Origin of the sequence: Paracoccus yibinensis (assembly GCF_030846195.1) — a bacterium.
Lineage (GTDB): Bacteria > Pseudomonadota > Alphaproteobacteria > Rhodobacterales > Rhodobacteraceae > Paracoccus > Paracoccus yibinensis.
In genome coordinates this window covers 311,105-331,121 of sequence record NZ_JAVCWH010000002.1, presented here as the reverse complement: position 1 = coordinate 331,121, position 20,017 = coordinate 311,105, and the positions used below count along the sequence as shown (strand labels likewise).

The following is a 20,017-nucleotide window of genomic DNA, read 5'->3' as shown; positions in this document are numbered from 1 at the left end:
GCAAAGTCGGGAAAACAATGTGAAAGGGGCAGCGATGAAGGCAACATATGGGGCGGGCCTGGCCGGGCTGGCGATGGCGGGCCTGATCGCCGCCTGCACACCGCAGATGTCGGACCGGGTGCAGGCGCGAAACGACTTCAACGCGCTGTGCGTGGATTGCCACGGGCCGGACGGCCGGGGCGGCGGTCCTGCGGCGGCAGGCATGACCCCCGCGCCCGTCGATCTGACCCGCGTGGCCGCCAACAACAGTGGGGTCTTCCCGCGCCTGCAGGTGATGGGCCACATCTATGGCTTCACGCCGGGTCGCAGCGAATCGCCGATGCCCGAATTCGGGGACCTGCTGGACGGGCCGACCATTCCCTATGACGCCGGCGACGGGATCATGACCCCGACCCCGGTGCGGCTGGTGGCCCTGATGGAATATGTCGAGGCGATGCAGCGGTAATGCCGCGCCTTCCCCTGCTGGCCGCCGTCGCTGCGGCCACCCTGGCCCAACCCGCCGCCGCCGATCCGCTCGCGGATTTTGGCACGGCGATGAAATACGGCCTGCCGCTGGCCGCCGCCGTCTGCGCCGCCCGCGACGACCGCCTGGAGGATTTTGCCGTCCGTGGCGCCTTGCAGACAGTGCTGGTCCTGGGCCTGAAGACCTGGCTGGACGGCACGCCCGTATCCGTGCGGCCGAATGGCGAGGGCAAGGGCTTCCCCTCGGGCCATTCCGCCGCCGCAGCCTTCGGCGCAGCGGATCTGGCCGGAAAGTGCTTCGCGGACGACCGCGCGGCGGGCATCGGCCTTTATGGCGCGGCGGGCCTGACGGCGGCCAGCCGCGTCCATGCGGGCGAACACACTGCGCAGCAGGCGCTGACCGGCGCCCTGATCGGCTTTTCCTTTGGCGCGGCCGATTTCGGCATCGGAACCGAGGGCGCGAGCTTCAGCGTGGGAATGCGCTTCTAACGCCCGCAGCGGTCCAGCCAGACATTGATCGCGGCCAGCGACTCCGGCTCGTCCAGCCAGGGCACATGGGCGCGGCCCGGAACGCTGGCGAAGATCGTGTCGGGGCGTCGTCGAACCATCTCGGCCGCGACCTCGGGCGACAGCAGGTCGGAATTCGCCCCCCGGATCAGCGCGACCGGCAGCCCGGCGGTCGCATCCCACAGCGGCCACAGGTCAGGTGCATCGCCCTGGAACGCGGCCAGGAAAGCCTCGCGCAGGGCAGGGTCGTACCTGATCCGCAATCCCTCGGGCGTTTCCTCGTAATGCCTTTGTGCATCCCCCAGCCACCGTCCCTCGGGCACATCGGCAAAGCCCTCCATGACGGATCCCAGCCGCTCGGCCAGCAAGTCATGCGTTCGTGCCGCGGGGTTGCGCCCGACATAGTCGAAGATCCGCTCCAGCCCCGCCTTTTCGATGACCGGCCCCACATCGTTCAGGCACAGCCCCAGCAGCCGGTCATGCGCAACGGCGGCCAGCAGCATCCCGATCAACCCACCGCGCGACGTTCCCAGCACCGCCGCCGCACCGATCCCCAGATGATCCATTAGCGCCAGGGCATCCTTGCCTTCCTGCGGCACGGTGTAACTTGCGGCGCCGGTCCAATCCGACCGCGCCCGCCCGCGATAATCCATGCGGATCAGCCGCACACCCGCCAGATGCGGCGCGAGATAATCGAAATCGCCCATGTTCCGCGTCAACCCGGCCAGGCAAAGAACCGGCAGCCCTTCGCCCTTATCCGAATAAGCCAGCTGCGCCCCGTCATTCGCCGTGAAGAACTCGACCATCGCCCTTTGCCTTGGCTTAAATATCCCACAGGGGGTCCGGGGGACGTGAAGTCCCCCGGCGCGACCTTACAAGTTCTCGCTCTGCGGCATTCCCAGCACATGATAGCCGCCATCGACCAGCACGATTTCCCCGGTGGTGCAGGCGCCCCAGTCCGACAGCATCCAGACGGCGGTGCCGCCGATGGCCTCCAGCGTGGCGTTCTTCCGCAAGGGAGCGTTGGCCTCGGTGTGGCGGAAGGTCTTGCGCGCCCCGCCGATCGCGGCACCCGCCAGCGTCTTCATCGGGCCAGGGCTGATGGCGTTGACGCGAATCCGGTCCGGCCCCAGGTCGTTGGCCAGATAGCGCACGGTGGATTCCAGCGCCGCCTTGGCAACCCCCATCACGTTATAGAACGGCGTCACCCGGTTCGACCCGCCATAGGTCAGCGTGATCAGAGATCCGCCCGCTGACATCAGCGGATGGGCGCGCCGAGCTACCTCAATCAAAGAATAGCAGGAAATTTCAAGACTGTGCTTGAAGTTCGCCCGGCTGGTGTTCATGAACCGACCGGTCAACTCGTTCTTGTTGGAAAAGGCGATCGCATGGACCACGAAGTCCAGCTTGCCCCAGCGATCCGCGATGGCCGCAAAGGCCGCGTCCAGCGATGCATCGTCCGTGACATCCACGTCCAGCAGGAAATCCGATCCAACCGATGCCGCCAGCGGCTGCACCCGCTTGCCGAAAGCGTCCCCCTGATAGGAAAAGGCCAGTTCGGCACCTTCGGCCGCGACGGCCTTGGCGATGCCCCAGGCGATGGAGTGGTCATTGGCGACCCCCATTACAAGCCCGCGCTTGCCTTGAAGAAGATCGCCCATGTCCGGCCCCACCTATTCCTGATATTTCGACATCAGCAGGGTGGCGTTCGTTCCCCCGAACCCGAAGCTGTTCGACAGCACGGAATCAAGGCCGGCATTGTCCACCCGGCTTGTCGCAATCTCGCTTGGCGAAAGGTCGGGGTCCAGAGTGGTCACGTTTGCAGATGCTGCAATGAAGTCATTTTGCAACATCAGCAGGCTGTAGATCGCCTCGTGCACGCCGGTCGCACCCAGCGAATGCCCGGTCAGCGACTTGGTGGAACTGATCGGGGGCGTGCTGCCCTCGCCGAAGATGCGGCGCACGGCCTTGACCTCGCCCACGTCGCCCACCGGGGTCGAGGTGCCGTGCGCGTTGATATAGCTGACCTTGCGCCCCTCGGGCAGGGTCGCCAGCGCCACGCGCATCGCCCGCTCGCCGCCCTCGCCGGACGGAGCCACCATGTCGTATCCGTCGCTGGTCGCGCCATAGCCGGTGACTTCGGCATAGATTTTCGCGCCGCGGGCCAGGGCGTGGGACAGTTCCTCCAGCACGACGACCCCGCCGCCGCCCGCGATGACAAAGCCGTCGCGCGTCGCGTCATAGGGGCGCGAGGCGGTTTCGGGCGTGTCGTTGTATTTCGAAGACATCGCGCCCATGGCGTCGAACAGGCAGGACAGCGTCCAGTCCAGTTCCTCGCCGCCGCCGGCGAAGACGATGTCCTGCTTGCCCATCTGGATCTGCTCGACCCCGTTGCCGATGCAATGCGCGGACGTCGCGCAGGCCGAGGTGATGGAATAGTTCACGCCCTTGATCTGGAAGGGCGTCGCAAGGCAGGCCGAGTTGGTGGACGACATGCAGCGCGTGACCATGAAGGGACCCATGCGCTTGGGGCTGCCCTTTTCGATGACCGTCTGGTGCGCCTGGAAGAAGTTGCTGGTCGACGGCCCGCCTGATCCCATGATCAGGCCGGTGCGCGGGTTCGACACGTCGCTTTCCTCAAGCCCCGAATCCTTGATCGCCTGTTCCATGGCGATGAAGTTGTAGGCCGCGCCCGGACCCATGAAGCGCAGGTTGCGCTTGTCGATGTGGTCTTCCAGCGTGATCTGCGGCATGCCGTGGACCTGGCTACGGAAGCCGTGTTCGGCATATTCGGGCGCGAAGACGATGCCCGAACGGCCCGCCTTCAGGCTTTCCGTGACCTCGCCTGCGTTGTTGCCGATGGGCGAGACGATGCCAAGGCCGGTGATGACGACGCGTCGCATGGGCCTTCCTCCTTGATGTGTTCAGTGGGCCGCCGTCAGCTGGACGACAGCGCGACCTTCATGTCCTTGACCTGGTAGATGGTTTCGCCATCCGCCTCGACCCGGCCATCGGCCACGCCCATGGTCAGGCGCCGCGTCTGCACGGCCTTGGTGAAATCCACATGGTAACGCAGCAGCTTGCGGTCCGGGCGGACCATGCCGGTCAGCTTGACCTCGCCCACGCCCAGGGCATAGCCGCGCCCCTGCCAGCCGCGCCAGCCCAGGTTGAAGCCGGTCAGCTGCCACAGCCCGTCCAGGCCCAGGCAGCCGGGCATGATCGGGTTGCCGGGGAAATGGCAGGCGAAGAACCACAGGTCGGGGGTGATGTCGAACTCGGCCACGACATGGCCCTTGCCATGGGCGCCGCCGTCCTCGGAGATGTCCGTGATGCGGTCCATCATCAGCATCGGCGGTTCGGGCAGTTGCGCATTGCCGGGGCCGAACAGCTCGCCCCGCGCGCAGGCCAGAAGGTCGTCGCGGTCGAAGCTGGTTTTCTCCATCGCCATGCGGTTCGTGCCTTTCCTGCGGGATCGCGCCCGCCCTGTCCAAGTTGACGCGCTGTCTATCACTTGGGGTAACGCGGGTGCAAGTCAATGCGGGCGATGGGGCGACGGCGGCTTGCATCCGGCAAGACGGCGCGCGACAACCGTTGCCAGCCCGCGCAAGGAGAACCGCATGAGCCTGTATGTCGCCCTGCAGATGGACCCGGTCGAGCACGTCTCGATCACCGGGGACAGCACCTTCCGCATCGGGCTGGAGGCCCAGGTCCGCGGCCACCGGCTGTTCCAGTACACCGTCGATCAGCTGCGCTATGACGAAGGCCGGGTGATCGCGCGCGGCCGGCCTGTGACGCTGCGCCGTGAACAGGGCAACCACGTCACCTTCGGCGACTGGGCCGAGGTGGACCTGTCGGACTTCGACGTCGTCTGGCTGCGCCAGGATCCGCCCTTCGACATGGCCTATGTCACCTCGACGCACCTTCTGGACCGCGTGCATCCGAAGACACTTGTGGTGAACGATCCCTTCTGGGTCAGGAACTGCCCGGAAAAGCTGATGGTGCTGGATTTCCCCGACCTGACGCCGCCCACCATGATCGCCCGCGACCCTTCGGCGATCCGGGCCTTCCGCGACCGGCACGGCGACATCATCGTCAAGCCGCTTTACGGCAATGGCGGGGCAGGGGTGTTCCACCTGGACCCCGACGACCGCAACCTGTCGGCGCTGCTGGAACTGTTCGCCGGCATCAACCGCGAACCGATGATCGCGCAGAAATACATCCATGCCGTGAGCAAGGGCGACAAGCGCATCATCTTGGTGGATGGAGAGCCGGTCGGCGCCATCAACCGCGTGCCGCAAACGGGCGAGGCGCGGTCGAACATGCATGTGGGCGGCCGCGCGGAAAAGATCGGCCTGACTGATCGCGAATACGAAATCTGCAAACGGATCGGTCCCACCCTGCGCGAAAAGGGCCTGATCTTCACCGGCATCGACGTGATTGACGGCTGGCTGACGGAAATCAACGTGACCTCGCCCACCGGCATCCAGGAACTGGAACGCTTCGACGGCGTCAACGCGGCCGAGGCGATCTGGCAGGCGATCGAACGGCGGCTCGCCGCGCGCTGATCTTCATTCTGGCTGAAATATCCCGGGGGTGCGGGGGCTGGCCCCCGCCCTTCACCCCGCCTCGCGCACCCGTTCCTCGACGATCTCGAAGGGCACCCCCGGCTGGTCCTTGGCGGCCCGGATCACCAGCGAGGTCTTGACGCTGGCGACGTTCGGCGCCGCCGTCAGCGACTGCGTCAGGAACCGCTGGAAGGTCGAAAGATCCGGCGAAACGCATTTCAGGATGAAGTCGATCTCGCCGTTTAGCATGTGGCATTCGCGGACCAGGGGCCAGCCCTGCACCAGCGTCTCGAAGGCCGACAGGTCGCGTTCGGACTGCTGGGCCAGTCGCACCATGGCAAAGACCTGCACTTCGAACCCCAGTTCACGGGCGTCGATGTCGGCGTGATATCCGCGAATGAAGCCGGTTTCCTCAAGCGCGCGGACGCGGCGCAGGCAGGGCGGCGCGGATATGCCCACGCGGCGGGCCAGCTCGACATTCGTCATCCGGCCGTCGGCCTGCAGTTCGGCCAGAATCTTGCGGTCGATGTCGTCCAGTTTCGCGCCGGCCATGCTGCTCTTTCTCGATCGGGTCTTGCAGGTTGCCGGAAACTACAATGCAGGCATGACGCGCGCAACATTCTTTCTGGGCGCGTCCCGCGTTGCGAATTCCGGTGGGAAGGACTACCTCATGCACAAACACCGGATGGGGCGCAAGATGACCGATAGCACGCATGTCAAACTTCTGATCATTGGCTCTGGCCCGGCGGGCTATACCGCCGCGGTCTATGCCGCGCGCGCGATGCTCAATCCGATGCTGATCCAGGGGATGCAGCCCGGCGGGCAGCTGACCATCACCACCGAAGTGGAAAACTGGCCGGGCGAGACCGAGATCCAGGGCCCCGAGCTGATGGTCAAGATGGAAGAACACGCCCGCGCCATGGGCGCCGACATCGTCGTGGACATGGTGACCTCGCTGGACCTGCAGAAACGCCCCTTCACGGCCACCTGCGACAGCGGCCGCGTCGTCACGGCCGACGCGGTGATCCTGGCCACTGGCGCGCAGGCCCGCTGGCTGGGCCTGCCGTCCGAGGAGAAGTTCAAGGGCTTCGGTGTTTCCGCCTGCGCCACCTGCGACGGCTTCTTCTATCGCAACCGAGAGGTGGTGGTGATCGGCGGCGGCAACACTGCCGTCGAGGAGGCGCTGTTCCTGACCAAGTTCGCCAGCAAGGTGACGCTGGTCCACCGCCGCGACAGCCTGCGCGCCGAGAAGATCCTGCAGCAGCGCCTGTTCAACCACCCCAAGATCGAGGTGATCTGGAACCACGCCCTGACCGAAGTGCAGGGCACCGATACGCCCCTGGGCGTGACGGGCGCGGTCCTGACGTCGACGGTGGACGGCAGCACGCGCATGGTTCCGGCGGACGGCGTTTTCGTGGCCATCGGCCATGCGCCCGCCAGCGAACTGGTCAAGGACCAGCTTGAACTGCACAACGGCGGCTATGTGAAGGTCGAACCGGGAAGCACCCGCACCTCGATCCCCGGCGTCTTCGCGGCGGGCGACCTGACCGACCACGTCTATCGCCAGGCGGTCACAAGCGCCGGCATGGGCTGCATGGCGGCGCTGGATGCGGAAAACTGGCTGGCCGAACATGATGACGCGGGCCAGCCCGACCCCGACCACGCCTGGCGCGAAGACGAGATGGCCGGATGAACGGAAAAGGGGCGCGGTGATCCGCGCCCCTTCGTCTTGAAGTCCTGTCTTACTGCGACAGGGTGAACGGCTCGGTCATCTGGTCCACGTTGTCGGCGTTGATCAGGATGCAATCGAACAACTGCTTTTCCGTGTCCGCGCCGGTCGTGCCGTTCTTGATGAAGTTGTCGGCCTGGCGCACGGCTTCCTCGGCGAAGACGGCGACGGGCTGCAGGACGGTGTACTGCATCTCCCCCGCCTTGACCGCCGCGACCGCGTCGGGGGATCCGTCGAAGCCGCCGACCTTCACCTGATCCAGCTTGCCGGCTTCCTTCAGCGCCGCGATGGCGCCCAGGGCCATTTCGTCATTGCCCGAAATCACGCCGATGATGTCGGGGTTGGCCTGCAGCAGCGACTGCATCTTCTGATAGCCTTGGGTGCGGTCCCAGTTGGCGACTTCCTGGCCGACCTTCACCAGATCCGGGTACTGGGTCAGCACGGTCTCGAAGCCGTTCGACCGGGTCTGGGCGTTGTTGTCGGACGGCGCGCCGAACAGTTCGACATAGTTGCCGGCATCGCCCACGGCCTCGACCCAGGCCTGTGCGCCAAGGGCCGCGCCCTGCGCGTTGTTCGACACAAGCTGCGCCTTGGCCAGGCCTTCCTGGTTGATCTCGGCATTGATCAGGATGACCGGGATACCCGCGTCCACCGCCTTCTGCACCGCGCCCACGGAACCGTCGGCATTGGCCGGGTCCAGGATCAGCGCGACCGACTTGTTGGTGATCGCGGTATCGACCAGGGTGCTTTCGGTGTTGGTGTCGCCCCGGTGCGCGGCCACGTTGGCGGTATAGCCCAATTCCTCGGCCGTCTTCTTGGCGACCTCGCCTTCCGTGAACCAATAGGGGTTCGCGGGGTCGTTGACGATGATGGTGATCAGCCCTTCGGCCTGGGCCGCGGCCGCCATCAGCGGCAGCGAGGCAGCGGCGGCAAGCAGCGCGCGGCGGGTCATGGTGAACATTACTCTCTCTCCCCTTTGGGTTGTTACACTGCCGGAAGGCAGGCTTTCCGCCCGGCGTCCCGCGCCGGACGGGGAAGGTCGTGGGCCGTCAGGACTTGCGTCCGCCGCGCCCGTATTGGATCGAGTTCATCAGCACGGCCAGCACGATCACCGCGCCGGTGAAGACCGTCTGCCAGTATGAACTGACGCCGATGATCACGAGGCCCGCCGACAGGAAGCCGATCACGAAGGCGCCCAGCATCGTGCCGCGCACGCCGCCGCGCCCGCCGGTCAGCGCCGCGCCCCCGATCACCACCGCCGCGATGGCCGTCAGTTCATAGGTGGTCCCCGCCGTAGGCCCCGCCGATGTCAGCTGCGAGGCCAGCACCAGCCCCGCCACCGCCGACAGCGCCCCCGAGATGGTATAGACCGTGATCTTGACCAGCCGCACCGGCACGCCCGACAGTTCCGCCGCGCGTTCGTTCCCGCCCGAGGCATAAAGCCAGCGCCCAAAGGCCGACCGCGACAGCATCAGCCCCGCCAGCACCGCCACCACGGCCAGCACGATCACGCTGATGGGGATCCCCCACAGCCGGTTGAAGCCCAGCCAGTTGAAACCGGTATTGCCCAGGGCCTCCTGGCCGCGCAGGTTGTTGTAGGTCAGCCCGTTCGTCATCAGAAGCGCGACCCCGCGCGCCACATACATCACGCCCAGGGTGGCGACGAAGGGCGGCACCTTGAAGAAGGCCACCAGCACGCCGTTCAGCGCCCCCACGGCCGCGCCGATGGCGATGGTCAGCACGACCACCGCCCAGACCGGCGGGTAAAGGATCACCCCCGCCCATTCCAGCGTGACGCCCTGCATCATCGCGCCCGCGCAGACCCCGCAGAGCGCGAGGATGGATCCGACCGACAGGTCGATCCCGCCGTTCAGGATCACCAGCAGCATCCCCACCGACAGGATGCCATAGATCGCCACCTGCGACGACATGATCAGGAAGTTCGACACCGTGAAATAGTTCGGCGACAGGAAGGAAAAGACCGCGATGATCGCGATCAGGGCGAAAAAGGCGCGGCCTTCCAGCAGCAGGCGGCCGATGCTGAAGCCGTCCTGTTTGGGCGCGGTGGTGGTGGCAGACATAGGTTTTCCTCGCTCAACGGCCCATCAGGCAGCCACGGACTCGCCCGAGGCGGCCATGATCTTTTCCTTGGAAACGGTGGAATCGAATTCGGCCGAGATCCGGCCCTTGTGCATGACGATGATCCGATGCGCGATGGACAGGCATTCGCTGACCTCGGATGTGGAATAGATGACGGCAAGCCCCCGGCGGGCGCCTTCGGCCAGCAGGCGGAAGACCTCGGCCTTGGCGCCGATGTCGATGCCGCGCGAAGGTTCGTCCAGCATGATGACCTTGGGGTTGGTGGCCAGCATCTTGCCGATCACGACCTTCTGCTGGTTGCCCCCCGACAGCGATCCAATGGGCGCGCCCCCGCCCGAGGTCTTGACCGTGACGCTGCGGATGCTGTCGTCGATCAGCCTGCGTTCGGTGCGGCTGCTGGTGAACAGCCCGCGCGTGAAGTTGCGGATGGATGCCAGCGACAGGTTCTGGCCCACGCTCATGGTCTGGACCAGGCCGTCGCGCTGGCGATCCTCGGGGACCAGGGCCAGGCCGCGGGCGATGCGTTCGCCGATGGGCAGGTGGGAAATCTCCTGCCCTTCCAGCACGATCTCTCCGCCGCTGGCGCGCAGCCGTCCCGCGCAGGTTTCCAGAAGCTCGGTGCGCCCCGCGCCCATGAGGCCATAGATGCAGACGATCTCGCCCGCCTTCACGTCCAGCGACAGGTTGCGCACCAGATCCTGCCCGGTCTGGTCGGGCACCGACAGGTTGCGGATCGACAGGGCGACCTGCCCCCTGGCGCTGTCGGGCGGGCTGCCCAAGTCGTAATTCTCGCCCACCATGTTGCGGACGATCCATTCCAGGTCGATATCCGCGCGCGGCGCATAGGCCGTCATGGTCCCGTCGCGCAGCACCACGGCATGATCGGTGATCGTCAGCGCTTCTTCCAGGTGGTGAGAGATATAGACGATGCTGACGCCCCGCGCGGTCAGGTCGCGGATGACCTTGAACAGCACCTCGACCTCTGATGCCGAAAGCGCACTGGTGGGTTCGTCCATGATCAGGATGCGGCTGTCCACCGACAGGGCGCGGGCGATCTCCACGATCTGTTGCTGGCCCAGGCGCAGTTCCTCGACCGGGGTCAGGGGGTCGATCTCCTCCTCCAGTTCCTCCATCAGGCGGCGGACCTGGCGTTCCTCCTCGGCGAAATCGACGCCCATGGGGCCGCGCAGCTCGCGGCCCATGAAGATGTTGTCGCGCACCGACAGGTTCGGGGCCAGCGACAGTTCCTGGTGGATGATGGAAATGCCGCGGTCGCGCGCGTCGTTCGCGTTGGCGAAGTGGACGGGCTGGCCGTCCAGGATGATCTGCCCGGTGGTGGGCTGGATCACGCCGGACAGGATCTTCATCAGCGTGGACTTGCCCGCACCGTTTTCGCCGAACAGGGTCGTGACCTGGCCGCGATGGATGTCGAAGTTCACGCCCTTCAGCGCATGGACGCTGCCGTATGACTTGGCGACGTTGCGCGCGGCCAGAACGACTTCCTGGGCGTCGGGATTGCCTTCCGTCTGCCGGGTCATTGAACCGCGACCTCGACCGGGGTGATCATCCAGTTCTTGGGGTTGATCAGGCGGAAGGCACCGGTGACGGTGACGGTCTTTCCGGTCAGGCTGGCGGTGTCGATCCCGTCTAGGACGGCGGCCTTCATCGCGCGGTTGATGCCCGATCCGGCGTCCTGGTATTCGATCTGGTTCTTGAAATCGCCGAATGCGATGTCGCCCGGCGCGTCGCGCAGATCGGTGCCGTTGATCGCAGGCCCGGTCTGGACGCGGACGGTGATGTCCTCGGGCACGCCCTCGACGGTCAGCGGATAGACGCCCGAGCGCGCATCTCCGGCAACGCCCGTCAGCGTCACGAACATGATCGCCCCGGTGGATGAGGCCACGCCGTATTGTTCCGCCGCCGCGTCCTTGTCGGCCAGAACGGCAGGGGCCAGCGTGGCGGCATCCACCGCCTTTTCCTTCACGAAGGCCTGGATGCGCGGGAACTGTTCCTGCCCATAAGCGTCGGCCGAGAATGCCTGGGCACGCACATCCGCGTCAGAGCCGATGGAAACCACCGTGGTATCGAACGCGATCGCCCCGGCCAGCACCGCGGCGGCGGCAAGGCCGAACAACAGCCCGCGCCGCGACGGGGCGGGCGCCCGAGGCGCCCTTGCGCCTTGAATCGAATCCACGGCCTGCTTCACGGGCATCTGCGGTTCCCCCTTGTCCTTGCCTGTCCGGTCCCGCGATCCGGGATCGCGTGGATCGGCAGTCTCCACCTTGAAGGCCAACGTAACTGAAAATAATTTCTGTGTCTGCAAAAAAATGCATTTCCGACCGCCAGTCGGTCATGTATGATTTTCACAAGGCGTGCCATGCCGCGCCAGGGGGATCGCTATGACGCACAAGGGTTCTGGCCATGTCGGGCCGTGACATCCTGATCGGCATCGACGCCGGAACCTCGGTCATCAAGGCGGTGGCCTTCGACCTGGGGGGAAGGCAGATCGCGGCGGCATCCGTGCCCAATCGCTATCATTCGGGCTTGAATGGCGCGGTCACGCAATCGCTGGCGCAGACCTGGGACGATTGCACGGCGGCGCTGCGCGGGCTTGGCGCCAAGGTGGACGGTCTGGCGGCACGCACCGCCGCGCTGTCGGTGACGGCGCAGGGCGACGGCACATGGCTGGTGGGCCGCGACGGGCCGGTGGCGGATGCCTGGCTGTGGCTGGACGCCCGCGCCGCGCCCACGGTGGCACGTCTTGCGGGCGGTCCCGCGAACCGCGTCCGGTTCGAGGCGACGGGCACCGGGTTGAACACCTGCCAGCAGGGCAGCCAGATGGCGCATATGGATGCCCATGCGCCCGCCCTGCTGGACGGGGCCGAGGTCGCGCTTCATTGCAAGGACTGGCTTTACCTGAACCTGACCGGCGTGCGGGCGACCGACCCCTCGGAAGCCAGCTTCACCTTCGGCAATTTCCGCACCCGCGCCTATGACGACGCGGTGATCGAGGCGCTTGGCCTGACGCATCGCCGTTCCCTGCTGCCACCCATCATCGACGGCACGCAGGTGACGCATCCGCTGACGGACAATGCCGCGCGCCAGACCGGGCTGCTGGCGGGAACGCCGGTCGTCCTGGGCTATGTGGACATGGTGATGACCGCGCTTGGCGCGGGCGTCTATGGCGGGGCTGCGGGCGACGTGGCCTGCTCGACGGTGGGATCCACGGGCGTGCATTTGCGCGCGGTTCGTGCCGAGAACGTGCATCTGAACGACGAGGGCACGGGCTATGTCATCTGCCTGCCGGTCCCCGGCATCGTCACGCAGGTCCAGACCAACATGGCGGCGACGCTGAACCTGGACTGGGTGCTGGGGATCGCCGCCGGCATCATGTCGGACATGGGCCAACCGGTGACCCATCGCGATCTGGTCGCCCAGATCGAAGGCTGGCTGGCGCAATCCACCCCCGGCCAGATCGTTTATCACCCCTATATCTCGGACGCGGGGGAACGCGGCCCCTTCGTCAATGCCGACGCGCGGGCGGGCTTTGTCGGGCTGTCGGCCGGCCATCGATACCCCGACCTGATCCGCGCCGTGGCCGAAGGCCTGGGCATGGCCATGCGCGACTGCTATGCCGCGATGGGGCCGCTGCCTGGCGAGTTGCGCCTGACCGGCGGCGCCGCCCGGTCGCGCGGCTTGCGCGGGATCCTGTCGGCCAGCCTGAACGCCCCCGTCCGCGTGTCGGACCGCGACGAGGCCGGGGCTGCGGGCGCCGCCATGATGGCCGCCGTGGCCATCGGCGCCTATCCCGACATGGACGCCTGCATCGCCGAATGGGTGACGCCGTTGCTGGGCCGGGCGGAACTGCCCGACCCCGCGCTTGTTGCGGCCTATGACGCGCTGTTTCACGCCTTCACCGCTTCGCGCCGGGCCTTGCCGCCCGCCTGGGACGCGCTTGCCGCGGCCCGTTCCCTGAAAGGACACTGCTTATGACCTCTCAAACCGACATGATCGACCTTTTCGTCATTGGCGGCGGCATCAACGGCGCGGGCGTGGCCCGCGACGCGGCGGGCCGGGGCCTGAAGGTCGTGCTGTGCGAAAAGGACGACCTGGCCCAGGGCACGTCCTCTCGGTCGGGCAAGCTGGTCCATGGGGGCCTGCGCTACCTCGAATATTACGAATTCCGCCTGGTGCGAGAGGCGCTGATCGAACGCGAGGTCCTGCTGAACGCCGCGCCGCACATCATCTGGCCGATGCGCTTCGTGCTGCCCCATTCGCCGCAGGACCGCCCGGCCTGGCTGGTCCGGCTGGGCCTGTTCCTTTACGACAACCTGGGCGGCCGCAAGAAGCTGCCCGGCACCCGCACGCTGGATCTGCGCCGCGACCCCGAGGGCGCGCCGCTGCTGAACCAGTATCACAAGGGCTTCGAATACAGCGACTGCTGGGTGGACGATTCTCGGCTGGTGATCCTGAACGCGGTCGGCGCGGCCGAAAAGGGCGCCGAGGTCCTCACCCGCAGCCCCTGCATCTCCGCCCGCCGCGAAAACGGCGCCTGGACCGTGCAGGCCCGCAACGAGATGACGGGCGAAATCCGCACATTCCGCGCCCGCTGCATCGTCAACTGCGCAGGCCCCTGGGTCAGCGACATCATCAACAACGTCGCAGGCTCGAATTCGTCCCGCAAGGTGCGGCTGGTCAAGGGCAGCCACATCATCGTGCCGAAATGGTGGTCGGGCCAGCAGGCCTATCTGGTCCAGAACCACGACAAGCGGGTGATCTTCGTCAATCCCTATGAAGGCGACAAGGCGCTGATCGGCACCACCGACGTGGCCTATGAGGGCCGGGCCGAGGATGTGGCCGTCGCGGCTGAGGAAATCGACTATCTGCTGGCCGCCGTGAACCGTTATTTCAAGGAAAAGCTGCGCCGCTCGGACGTGCTGCACGCCTTTTCGGGCGTGCGGCCTTTGTTCGATGACGGCAAGGGCAACCCGTCCGCCGTGACGCGGGACTATGTCTTTGACCTGGACACGACCGGCGGCGCACCGCTTCTGAACATCTTCGGCGGCAAGATCACCACCTATCGCGAACTGGCCGAACGCGGGATGCACAAGCTGAACGGCATTTTCCCGAAGATGGGTCCCGACTGGACCGAAACCGCCCCCCTGCCGGGCGGAGAGATCGCCAATGCCGATTTCGAATCCTTCCTGGAATTGCAACGCGAACTGCATCCCTGGATGCCGCGCCCGCTGATCGTTCATTACGCCCGCCTTTACGGCGCGCGGATCAGGGATGTCGTGGCCGGCGCGATGACCATGGAGGGTCTGGGGCGCCATTTCGGCGGGACGCTCTATGAAGCCGAGGCCCGCTATCTGGTCGCGAAGGAATGGGCGCAGACGGCAGACGACATCCTGACGCGGCGCACCAAGCATTACCTGCACCTGACGCCCGACGAACAGCAGGCCTTTGCGGCGTGGTTCGACGGGTCTGACCTGGCGCAGGCGGCCTGATCCCATGCCCCTGACGCTTTCGCTGAACACCAATCCGCTGGTCAACCGCTTCGCCGATCCCGATGACCTGATCGGCACGGTCGCGCGCGATCTGCGCATTCGCGACCTGCAGCTGACGCACGAATTCATCAACCCGTCATGGGCAGCCCCGGTGATTCGCCGCCTGACGCGGCAGATGGCGGCTGCACTGGACCGGACGGGCGTGCGCGTCACCAGCGGCATGACCGGCCCTTACGGGCGGCTGAATCACTTCGGCCATCCTGACCGCGACGTGCGGCGATACTATGTCGATTGGTTCAAGACCTTCGCCGACATCATCGGCGATCTTGGCGGCACGTCCGTGGGCACGCAGTTCGCGATCTTCACCTATCGCGATTACGACGATCCCCAGCGGCGCGAGGCTCTGATCCGCACCGCCATCGACGCTTGGGCCGAGGTCGCCGAACACGCCAGGGCTGCGGGGCTGTCCTACGTCTTCTGGGAACCGATGAGCGTGGGGCGCGAGTTCGGCGAAACCATCGGCGCCTGCATGGAATTGCAGGACCGGCTGACGGCGGCGGACATGGCCGTGCCGATGTGGATGATGGCCGACATCGACCATGGCGACGTGACCAGCCCCAACCCCGACGACACCGACCCCTATGCCTGGGCGCGCGCGGTGCCCAGGGTCAGCCCGATCATCCACATCAAGCAGTCGATGATGGACAAGTCGGGCCACCGCCCCTTTACCGCCGAATACAACGCCAAGGGCCGGGTCCAGCCCGAACCGCTGCTGGCCGCCCTTGCCCAGGGCGGCGCGGTGGACAACGAAATCTGTCTGGAACTGTCCTTCAAGGAACGCGAACCGAACGACCGCCAGGTGATCGCCCAGATCGCCGAAAGCGTGGCCTTCTGGGCGCCGCATATCGACAGCGGCGCCGGGGACTTGCGCGTCTGATGGTTCAGCCCTTCGCCTTCGCCACCGCGACCGAGATCCTGTTCGGCAGGGGCCAGGCCGCCCATGCCGCAGGGCGCGTGGCGGGGCTGGGCCGCCGGGTGCTGCTGGTTCATGGCCGCAGCCCCGACCGCGCCGCCTGGCTGGCCGATGCGCTGCGGGCGCAGGGATGCGAGGTCACGACTTTCGCCGTGCCGCGCGAACCCGACACCGATCTGGTAGCCCAGGGTATCCAGGCTGCGCAGGGCGCGCAGGTCGTCGTGGCCCTGGGCGGCGGCGCGGTGATCGACGCGGGCAAGGCCATCGCGGCGCTTGTCCCCGCCACCCGTCCGATGCTGGACCACCTGGAGGTCGTGGGGCAGGGCCTGCCGCTGGATCACGCGCCCTTGCCCTTTGTCGCCATTCCCACCACCGCCGGGACCGGGGCCGAGGTCACGCGCAACGCCGTGATCGGCGTGCCCGAACACCGCCGCAAGGTCAGCCTGCGCGACACGCGGATGCTGCCGCGCCTGGCGATCGTGGACCCCGCGCTGACCGACGGCTGCCCGCGCGCGGTCACGCTGGCCTCGGGCCTGGATGCCATCACGCAGGTGATCGAGCCCTTTGTCTGCACCCGCGCGAATCCGCTGACCGACGCGCTGTGCCGCGACGCGATCCCACGCGGTCTGGCCGCGATCCGGCGGCTGATGGAGGCCGAGGACCAGGAGGCCCGCGACGACATGGCCTGGGTATCCCTGTGCGGCGGCTTGGCCCTTGCCAATGCCGGACTTGGCGCGGTCCATGGCCTTGCCGGGCCGCTGGGCGGACTGACCGGGGCGCCGCATGGCGCGGTCTGCGGGGCACTGCTGCCGCATGTGCTGATGGCGAACCGCCACGCCGCCCGGGATCCCGCAGCCGTCGAGCGGCTGGACCAGGTGGCCCGCTGGATCGGCGCGGCCTTTGACACGCCCTTCGCATCCATGCCCGAGGCGACGCGGGCCCTGGCCGACTGGTCGCACCGGTCGGGCCTTCCCGCGCTGACCGCCCTTGGCATCGGCCCCGAGGCGCAAGCCGCCGCCGCCGCGGCCGCGGCCAGTTCATCCTCCATGAAGGCCAATCCGGTCGTGCTGACGGAAAACCAGTTGCGCCGCATCATGGAGGAGGCCGGCTGATGGCACGGCATGGCGGGATCGACCCCGAGCGCAGCCTCGCCACCCGCGCGGCCTGGCTGCATTATGCGGGCGGGCTGACCCAGGCGGCGGTCGCCAAGCGGCTGGGCGTCACCGGCGTCAAGGCGCATCGCCTGATCGCCCGCGCCGTGGCCGATGGCGTGGTCAAGGTCAGCATCGACGGCGAGATCGTGGAATGCGCGATGCTGGAGGACCGGATCTGCGCGCTCTATGGCTTGGCCTTCTGCGAGGTTGCGCCCGATCTGGGCGAGGAAGGGATGCCCCTGCGCGCCCTGGGCCTGGCCGGGGCCAGTTTCCTGCGCCGGGAAATCGAGCGGGGCGAGCACAGGACCATCGGTCTGGGCCATGGCCGCACGCTGGCCGCGGCCGTCCAGGAACTGCCGCGTTTCGACGCGAACGGCACCCGCTTCGTGTCGCTGCTGGGCGGGCTGACGCGACATTATTCGGCCAATCGCCATGACGTGATGCACCGGCTGGCCGAACGGACCGGCGCGCAGGCCTATGTCCTGCCGGTGCCGTTCTTCGCCAATTCCGAATCCGACCGCGCGGTGTTGCTGAACCAGCCCGGCGTGGCCGAGATCTTCGACCTGGCCAATGGCGCCGACCTGAAGATCGTCGGCATGGGCACGGTCGATCCCGGCGCGCAGCTTGTGGCGTCGGGCATGATCGAGCCGCGCGAGATCGACGAGATCCGTGCAGCCGGCGGGGTGGGCGAGATGATGGGCCATTTCTTCGACGCCGGGGGCCGGGTGCTGGATACCGCGCTTTCGGCGCGGACGCTCTCGGCTTCGCTGGACGAACCGGGGGCCAGTCGGGTCGTGGTGATCGCGGGCGGGGCGGACAAGGTCGAGGCGATCCGTGCGGCCTTGCGCAGCGGGCGGCTGCAAGGGCTGATCACCGACGAGGTGACGGCGCAGGCCTTGGCGCTCCAATAGAAAAGGTGCGTGCAAAGCACGCACCCTACGGGTTTGCGGCGTAGGGTGCGTGGTTCCCCACGCACCTTGGCCGATCACTTGCCGGTCAATGCCTTCGCCCGTGCGACGATGGCGTCCGCCGTGATCCCGAACTCCTTGTACAGCCGGTCGATGGGCGCCGATGCGCCAAAGCCCGTCATGCCGATCACGTCATCCTCGGATGCGACATAGCGGGTCCAGCCGAACTTGCCTGCCGCTTCCACCGCGATGCGCGGCGCGTCGCCCAAGGTGGCCTCGCGATACTCCTCGGACTGGGCATCGAACAGCTCCCACGAGGGCATGGACACGACGGCGACGTTCAACCCGTCGGCGTGCAACGCCTCGGCCGCCTGGACGGCCAGCTGCACCTCGGTCCCCGTGGCGATCAGCGTCACGTCGCGGCCTTCCCCGAACTGGCGGATGACATAGGCGCCCTTGGCGGTCAGGTTCTCGTCGCCCGCTTCCAGCCGCAGTTGCGGCACGTCCTGGCGCGACAAGGCCAGCAGCGACGGCACCTTGCGGTTGCGGATCGCGATGTCCCAGGCTTCCAGCGTTTCCACCGTGTCGGCGGGGCGCAGGACCGTCAGGTTCGGGATGGCGCGCAGCGATGCCAGATGCTCGATCGGCTGGTGGGTCGGGCCGTCCTCGCCCAGACCGATGCTGTCATGGGTCATCACATAGATCGTGCCGACCCCCATCAGCGCCGACAGGCGGATCGCGTTGCGGGCATAGTCCGAAAACACCAGGAACGTCCCGCCATAGGCGATGAAGCCGCCATGCAGGTTGATCCCGTTCATCGCGGCGGCCATGCCGAATTCACGCACGCCATAGCCGATATAACGGCCCGGCGCCTGACGCGTGTACTGGCTGTCCACGGCCTTGACGCGGGTCAGGTTCGAGCCGGTCAGGTCGGCCGATCCGCCGATCATTTCCGGCAGCGCGGCGGTCAGCGGTTCCAGCGCCATCTGGCTGGCCTTGCGGGTCGCGGCCTTCTTGGGTTCGGCAAACAGCGCATCGCGGGCGGCCTTGACGGCGGCGTCATAGCCCTTGGGCAGTTCGCCCGACAGGCGGCGGTTGAATTCGTCGCGGACCTCGGCCGACTTGCCGGCCAGGCGGGCTTCCCAGGCCTCGCGGTCGGTGGCGCCGCGGGTGCCGATCCTGCGCCATTCGGACAGCAGGTCCTCGGGGATCACGAAGGGATCATGCGCCCAGCCGATCGCCTCGCGGGTCAGCGCGGCCTCGTCCTTGCCCAAGGGCGATCCGTGGACAGAATAGGTGCCCGCCTTGTTGGGCGAGCCGAAGCCGATCACCGTCTTCATCGCGATCAAGGACGGCTTGCCCGTTTCCGCCTTGGCCGCCGCAATGGCCGCATCAAGCGCCTTGCCGTCATGGCCGTCGCATTTCTGGACATGCCACCCGCAGGCCTCGAACCGTGCCGCGACATCTTCCGAGAAGCTGATCGAGGTCGGGCCGTCGATGGTGATGTCGTTGTCGTCATACAGCACGATCATCTTGCCCAGGCCCAGGTGCCCGGCAAGGCTGATCGCCTCTTGTCCGATGCCTTCCTGCAGGCAGCCGTCGCCCACGAAGACATAGGTGTGATGATCCACCAGATCATCGCCGAATTCTGCCGCCAAAGCCCGTTCCGCAAGCGCCATGCCGACAGCCGTGGCAATGCCCTGACCCAGCGGGCCGGTCGTCGTCTCGATGCCCTTGGCGTGTCCGTATTCCGGGTGGCCGGCGGTGATCGAGCCCCACTGGCGGAAGTTCTTCACCTGCTCCAGCGTCATGTCCTCATAACCCGTCAGGTGCAACAGGCTGTAGAGCAGCATCGAGGCATGGCCGTTCGACAGCACGAAGCGGTCGCGATCCGGCCAGTCGGGATTTTTTGCGTAGAACTTCAGGTGGTTGCGGAACAGGACCGTCGCCGCATCCGCCATGCCCATGGGCGCGCCCGGGTGGCCCGAGTTCGCGGCATTCACTGCGTCGATGGACAGCGCGCGGATGCAGTTGGCAAGCGCGAAGTTCTGCGGGTCCAGGTCGGCCTTGGCCGCGATCTTGGGATCCTTGGGCGAATCTAGGGGCATGTGG

General features: G+C 66.9%; 19 protein-coding genes. 9 read left to right on the top strand and 10 right to left on the bottom strand.

Annotated elements, in window-relative coordinates:
* Window positions 1-34: 34 nt before the first annotated feature.
* Window positions 35-445 carry a cytochrome C gene (locus RAH32_RS05235; RefSeq protein WP_306605792.1) on the top strand — a complete coding sequence of 137 codons (411 nt, stop codon included), beginning with the start codon at window positions 35-37 and terminating at the stop codon, window positions 443-445.
* Window positions 445-951, top strand: a complete 507-nt coding sequence (locus RAH32_RS05230) for a phosphatase PAP2 family protein (protein WP_306605790.1) — start codon at window positions 445-447, stop codon at window positions 949-951. The genes RAH32_RS05235 and RAH32_RS05230 overlap by 1 nt, the downstream gene beginning before the upstream one ends.
* On the opposite strand, the gene RAH32_RS05225 is transcribed toward RAH32_RS05230, so the two are convergent.
* From RAH32_RS05225 to fabA, 4 genes are all read right to left on the bottom strand, one after another.
* Window positions 948-1,775 carry an alpha/beta fold hydrolase gene (locus tag RAH32_RS05225; RefSeq protein ID WP_306605788.1) on the bottom strand — a complete coding sequence of 276 codons (828 nt, stop codon included), beginning with the start codon at window positions 1,773-1,775 and terminating at the stop codon, window positions 948-950. The two genes, RAH32_RS05230 and RAH32_RS05225, sit on opposite strands and share 4 nt — an antisense overlap.
* 66 nt (window positions 1,776-1,841) lie before the next feature.
* Entirely contained in the window at window positions 1,842-2,630 is a 789-nt protein-coding gene (locus RAH32_RS05220; protein ID WP_306605786.1) for an enoyl-ACP reductase FabI, read from the bottom strand.
* A gap of 12 nt (window positions 2,631-2,642) precedes the next feature.
* A complete protein-coding gene (gene fabB, locus RAH32_RS05215) occupies window positions 2,643-3,872 on the bottom strand; it encodes a beta-ketoacyl-ACP synthase I (RefSeq protein WP_306605784.1) in 1,230 nt (409 codons plus the stop codon).
* A gap of 35 nt (window positions 3,873-3,907) precedes the next feature.
* Window positions 3,908-4,417, bottom strand: a complete 510-nt coding sequence (fabA, locus tag RAH32_RS05210; RefSeq protein WP_306605782.1) for a bifunctional 3-hydroxydecanoyl-ACP dehydratase/trans-2-decenoyl-ACP isomerase — start codon at window positions 4,415-4,417, stop codon at window positions 3,908-3,910.
* 169 nt (window positions 4,418-4,586) lie between these two features.
* On the opposite strand from fabA, the gene gshB reads away from it, so the two are divergent.
* Window positions 4,587-5,534, top strand: coding sequence for a glutathione synthase (gene gshB / locus RAH32_RS05205; RefSeq protein ID WP_306605780.1), 948 nt, complete (start codon window positions 4,587-4,589; stop codon window positions 5,532-5,534).
* Window positions 5,535-5,585: 51 nt separating this feature from the next.
* On the opposite strand, the gene RAH32_RS05200 is transcribed toward gshB, so the two are convergent.
* Window positions 5,586-6,086: an Lrp/AsnC family transcriptional regulator gene (locus tag RAH32_RS05200; protein ID WP_306605779.1), complete on the bottom strand. Its 501-nt coding sequence runs from the start codon at window positions 6,084-6,086 to the stop codon at window positions 5,586-5,588.
* A 118-nt stretch (window positions 6,087-6,204) separates the two neighbouring features.
* On the opposite strand from RAH32_RS05200, the gene trxB reads away from it, so the two are divergent.
* Complete coding sequence (gene trxB, locus RAH32_RS05195) at window positions 6,205-7,227, top strand: thioredoxin-disulfide reductase (RefSeq protein WP_306605778.1); 1,023 nt, start codon at window positions 6,205-6,207, stop codon at window positions 7,225-7,227.
* Window positions 7,228-7,276: 49 nt separating this feature from the next.
* On the opposite strand, the gene RAH32_RS05190 is transcribed toward trxB, so the two are convergent.
* The 4 genes from RAH32_RS05190 to RAH32_RS05175 all read right to left on the bottom strand — a co-directional run bounded on the left by RAH32_RS05190 (window position 7,277) and on the right by RAH32_RS05175 (window position 11,575).
* Entirely contained in the window at window positions 7,277-8,224 is a 948-nt protein-coding gene (locus RAH32_RS05190) for a D-ribose ABC transporter substrate-binding protein (RefSeq protein ID WP_306605776.1), read from the bottom strand.
* An 88-nt stretch (window positions 8,225-8,312) separates the two neighbouring features.
* Entirely contained in the window at window positions 8,313-9,344 is a 1,032-nt protein-coding gene (locus tag RAH32_RS05185; RefSeq protein WP_103171527.1) for an ABC transporter permease, read from the bottom strand.
* A 24-nt stretch (window positions 9,345-9,368) separates the two neighbouring features.
* A complete protein-coding gene (locus RAH32_RS05180; RefSeq protein ID WP_306605772.1) occupies window positions 9,369-10,901 on the bottom strand; it encodes a sugar ABC transporter ATP-binding protein in 1,533 nt (510 codons plus the stop codon).
* Window positions 10,898-11,575 (bottom strand): DUF2291 family protein, encoded by a 678-nt coding sequence (locus RAH32_RS05175; protein WP_306605770.1) that lies wholly within the window; start codon window positions 11,573-11,575, stop codon window positions 10,898-10,900. Before RAH32_RS05175 ends, RAH32_RS05180 begins: the two co-directional genes overlap by 4 nt.
* Window positions 11,576-11,784: 209 nt before the next feature.
* On the opposite strand from RAH32_RS05175, the gene RAH32_RS05170 reads away from it, so the two are divergent.
* Genes RAH32_RS05170 through RAH32_RS05150 form a run of 5 tightly spaced genes read left to right on the top strand, consistent with a single transcriptional unit; the run spans window position 11,785 to window position 17,908 of the window.
* Complete coding sequence (locus RAH32_RS05170) at window positions 11,785-13,356, top strand: FGGY-family carbohydrate kinase (protein WP_306605768.1); 1,572 nt, start codon at window positions 11,785-11,787, stop codon at window positions 13,354-13,356.
* The gene (locus tag RAH32_RS05165; RefSeq protein ID WP_306605766.1) at window positions 13,353-14,870 is read left to right on the top strand and encodes a glycerol-3-phosphate dehydrogenase; all 1,518 of its coding nucleotides are present in this window, start codon (window positions 13,353-13,355) and stop codon (window positions 14,868-14,870) included. Before RAH32_RS05170 ends, RAH32_RS05165 begins: the two co-directional genes overlap by 4 nt.
* 4 nt (window positions 14,871-14,874) lie before the next feature.
* Entirely contained in the window at window positions 14,875-15,807 is a 933-nt protein-coding gene (locus tag RAH32_RS05160; RefSeq protein ID WP_306605764.1) for a sugar phosphate isomerase/epimerase family protein, read from the top strand.
* A complete protein-coding gene (locus tag RAH32_RS05155; protein WP_306605762.1) occupies window positions 15,807-16,955 on the top strand; it encodes an iron-containing alcohol dehydrogenase in 1,149 nt (382 codons plus the stop codon). The genes RAH32_RS05160 and RAH32_RS05155 overlap by 1 nt, the downstream gene beginning before the upstream one ends.
* Window positions 16,955-17,908: a sugar-binding transcriptional regulator gene (locus RAH32_RS05150; protein ID WP_306605760.1), complete on the top strand. Its 954-nt coding sequence runs from the start codon at window positions 16,955-16,957 to the stop codon at window positions 17,906-17,908. Before RAH32_RS05155 ends, RAH32_RS05150 begins: the two co-directional genes overlap by 1 nt.
* Window positions 17,909-17,982: 74 nt before the next feature.
* Here RAH32_RS05150 and tkt read toward each other — a convergent pair whose 3' ends face one another.
* Window positions 17,983-20,013 carry a transketolase gene (gene tkt, locus RAH32_RS05145; protein WP_306605757.1) on the bottom strand — a complete coding sequence of 677 codons (2,031 nt, stop codon included), beginning with the start codon at window positions 20,011-20,013 and terminating at the stop codon, window positions 17,983-17,985.
* Window positions 20,014-20,017: the final 4 nt, after the last annotated feature.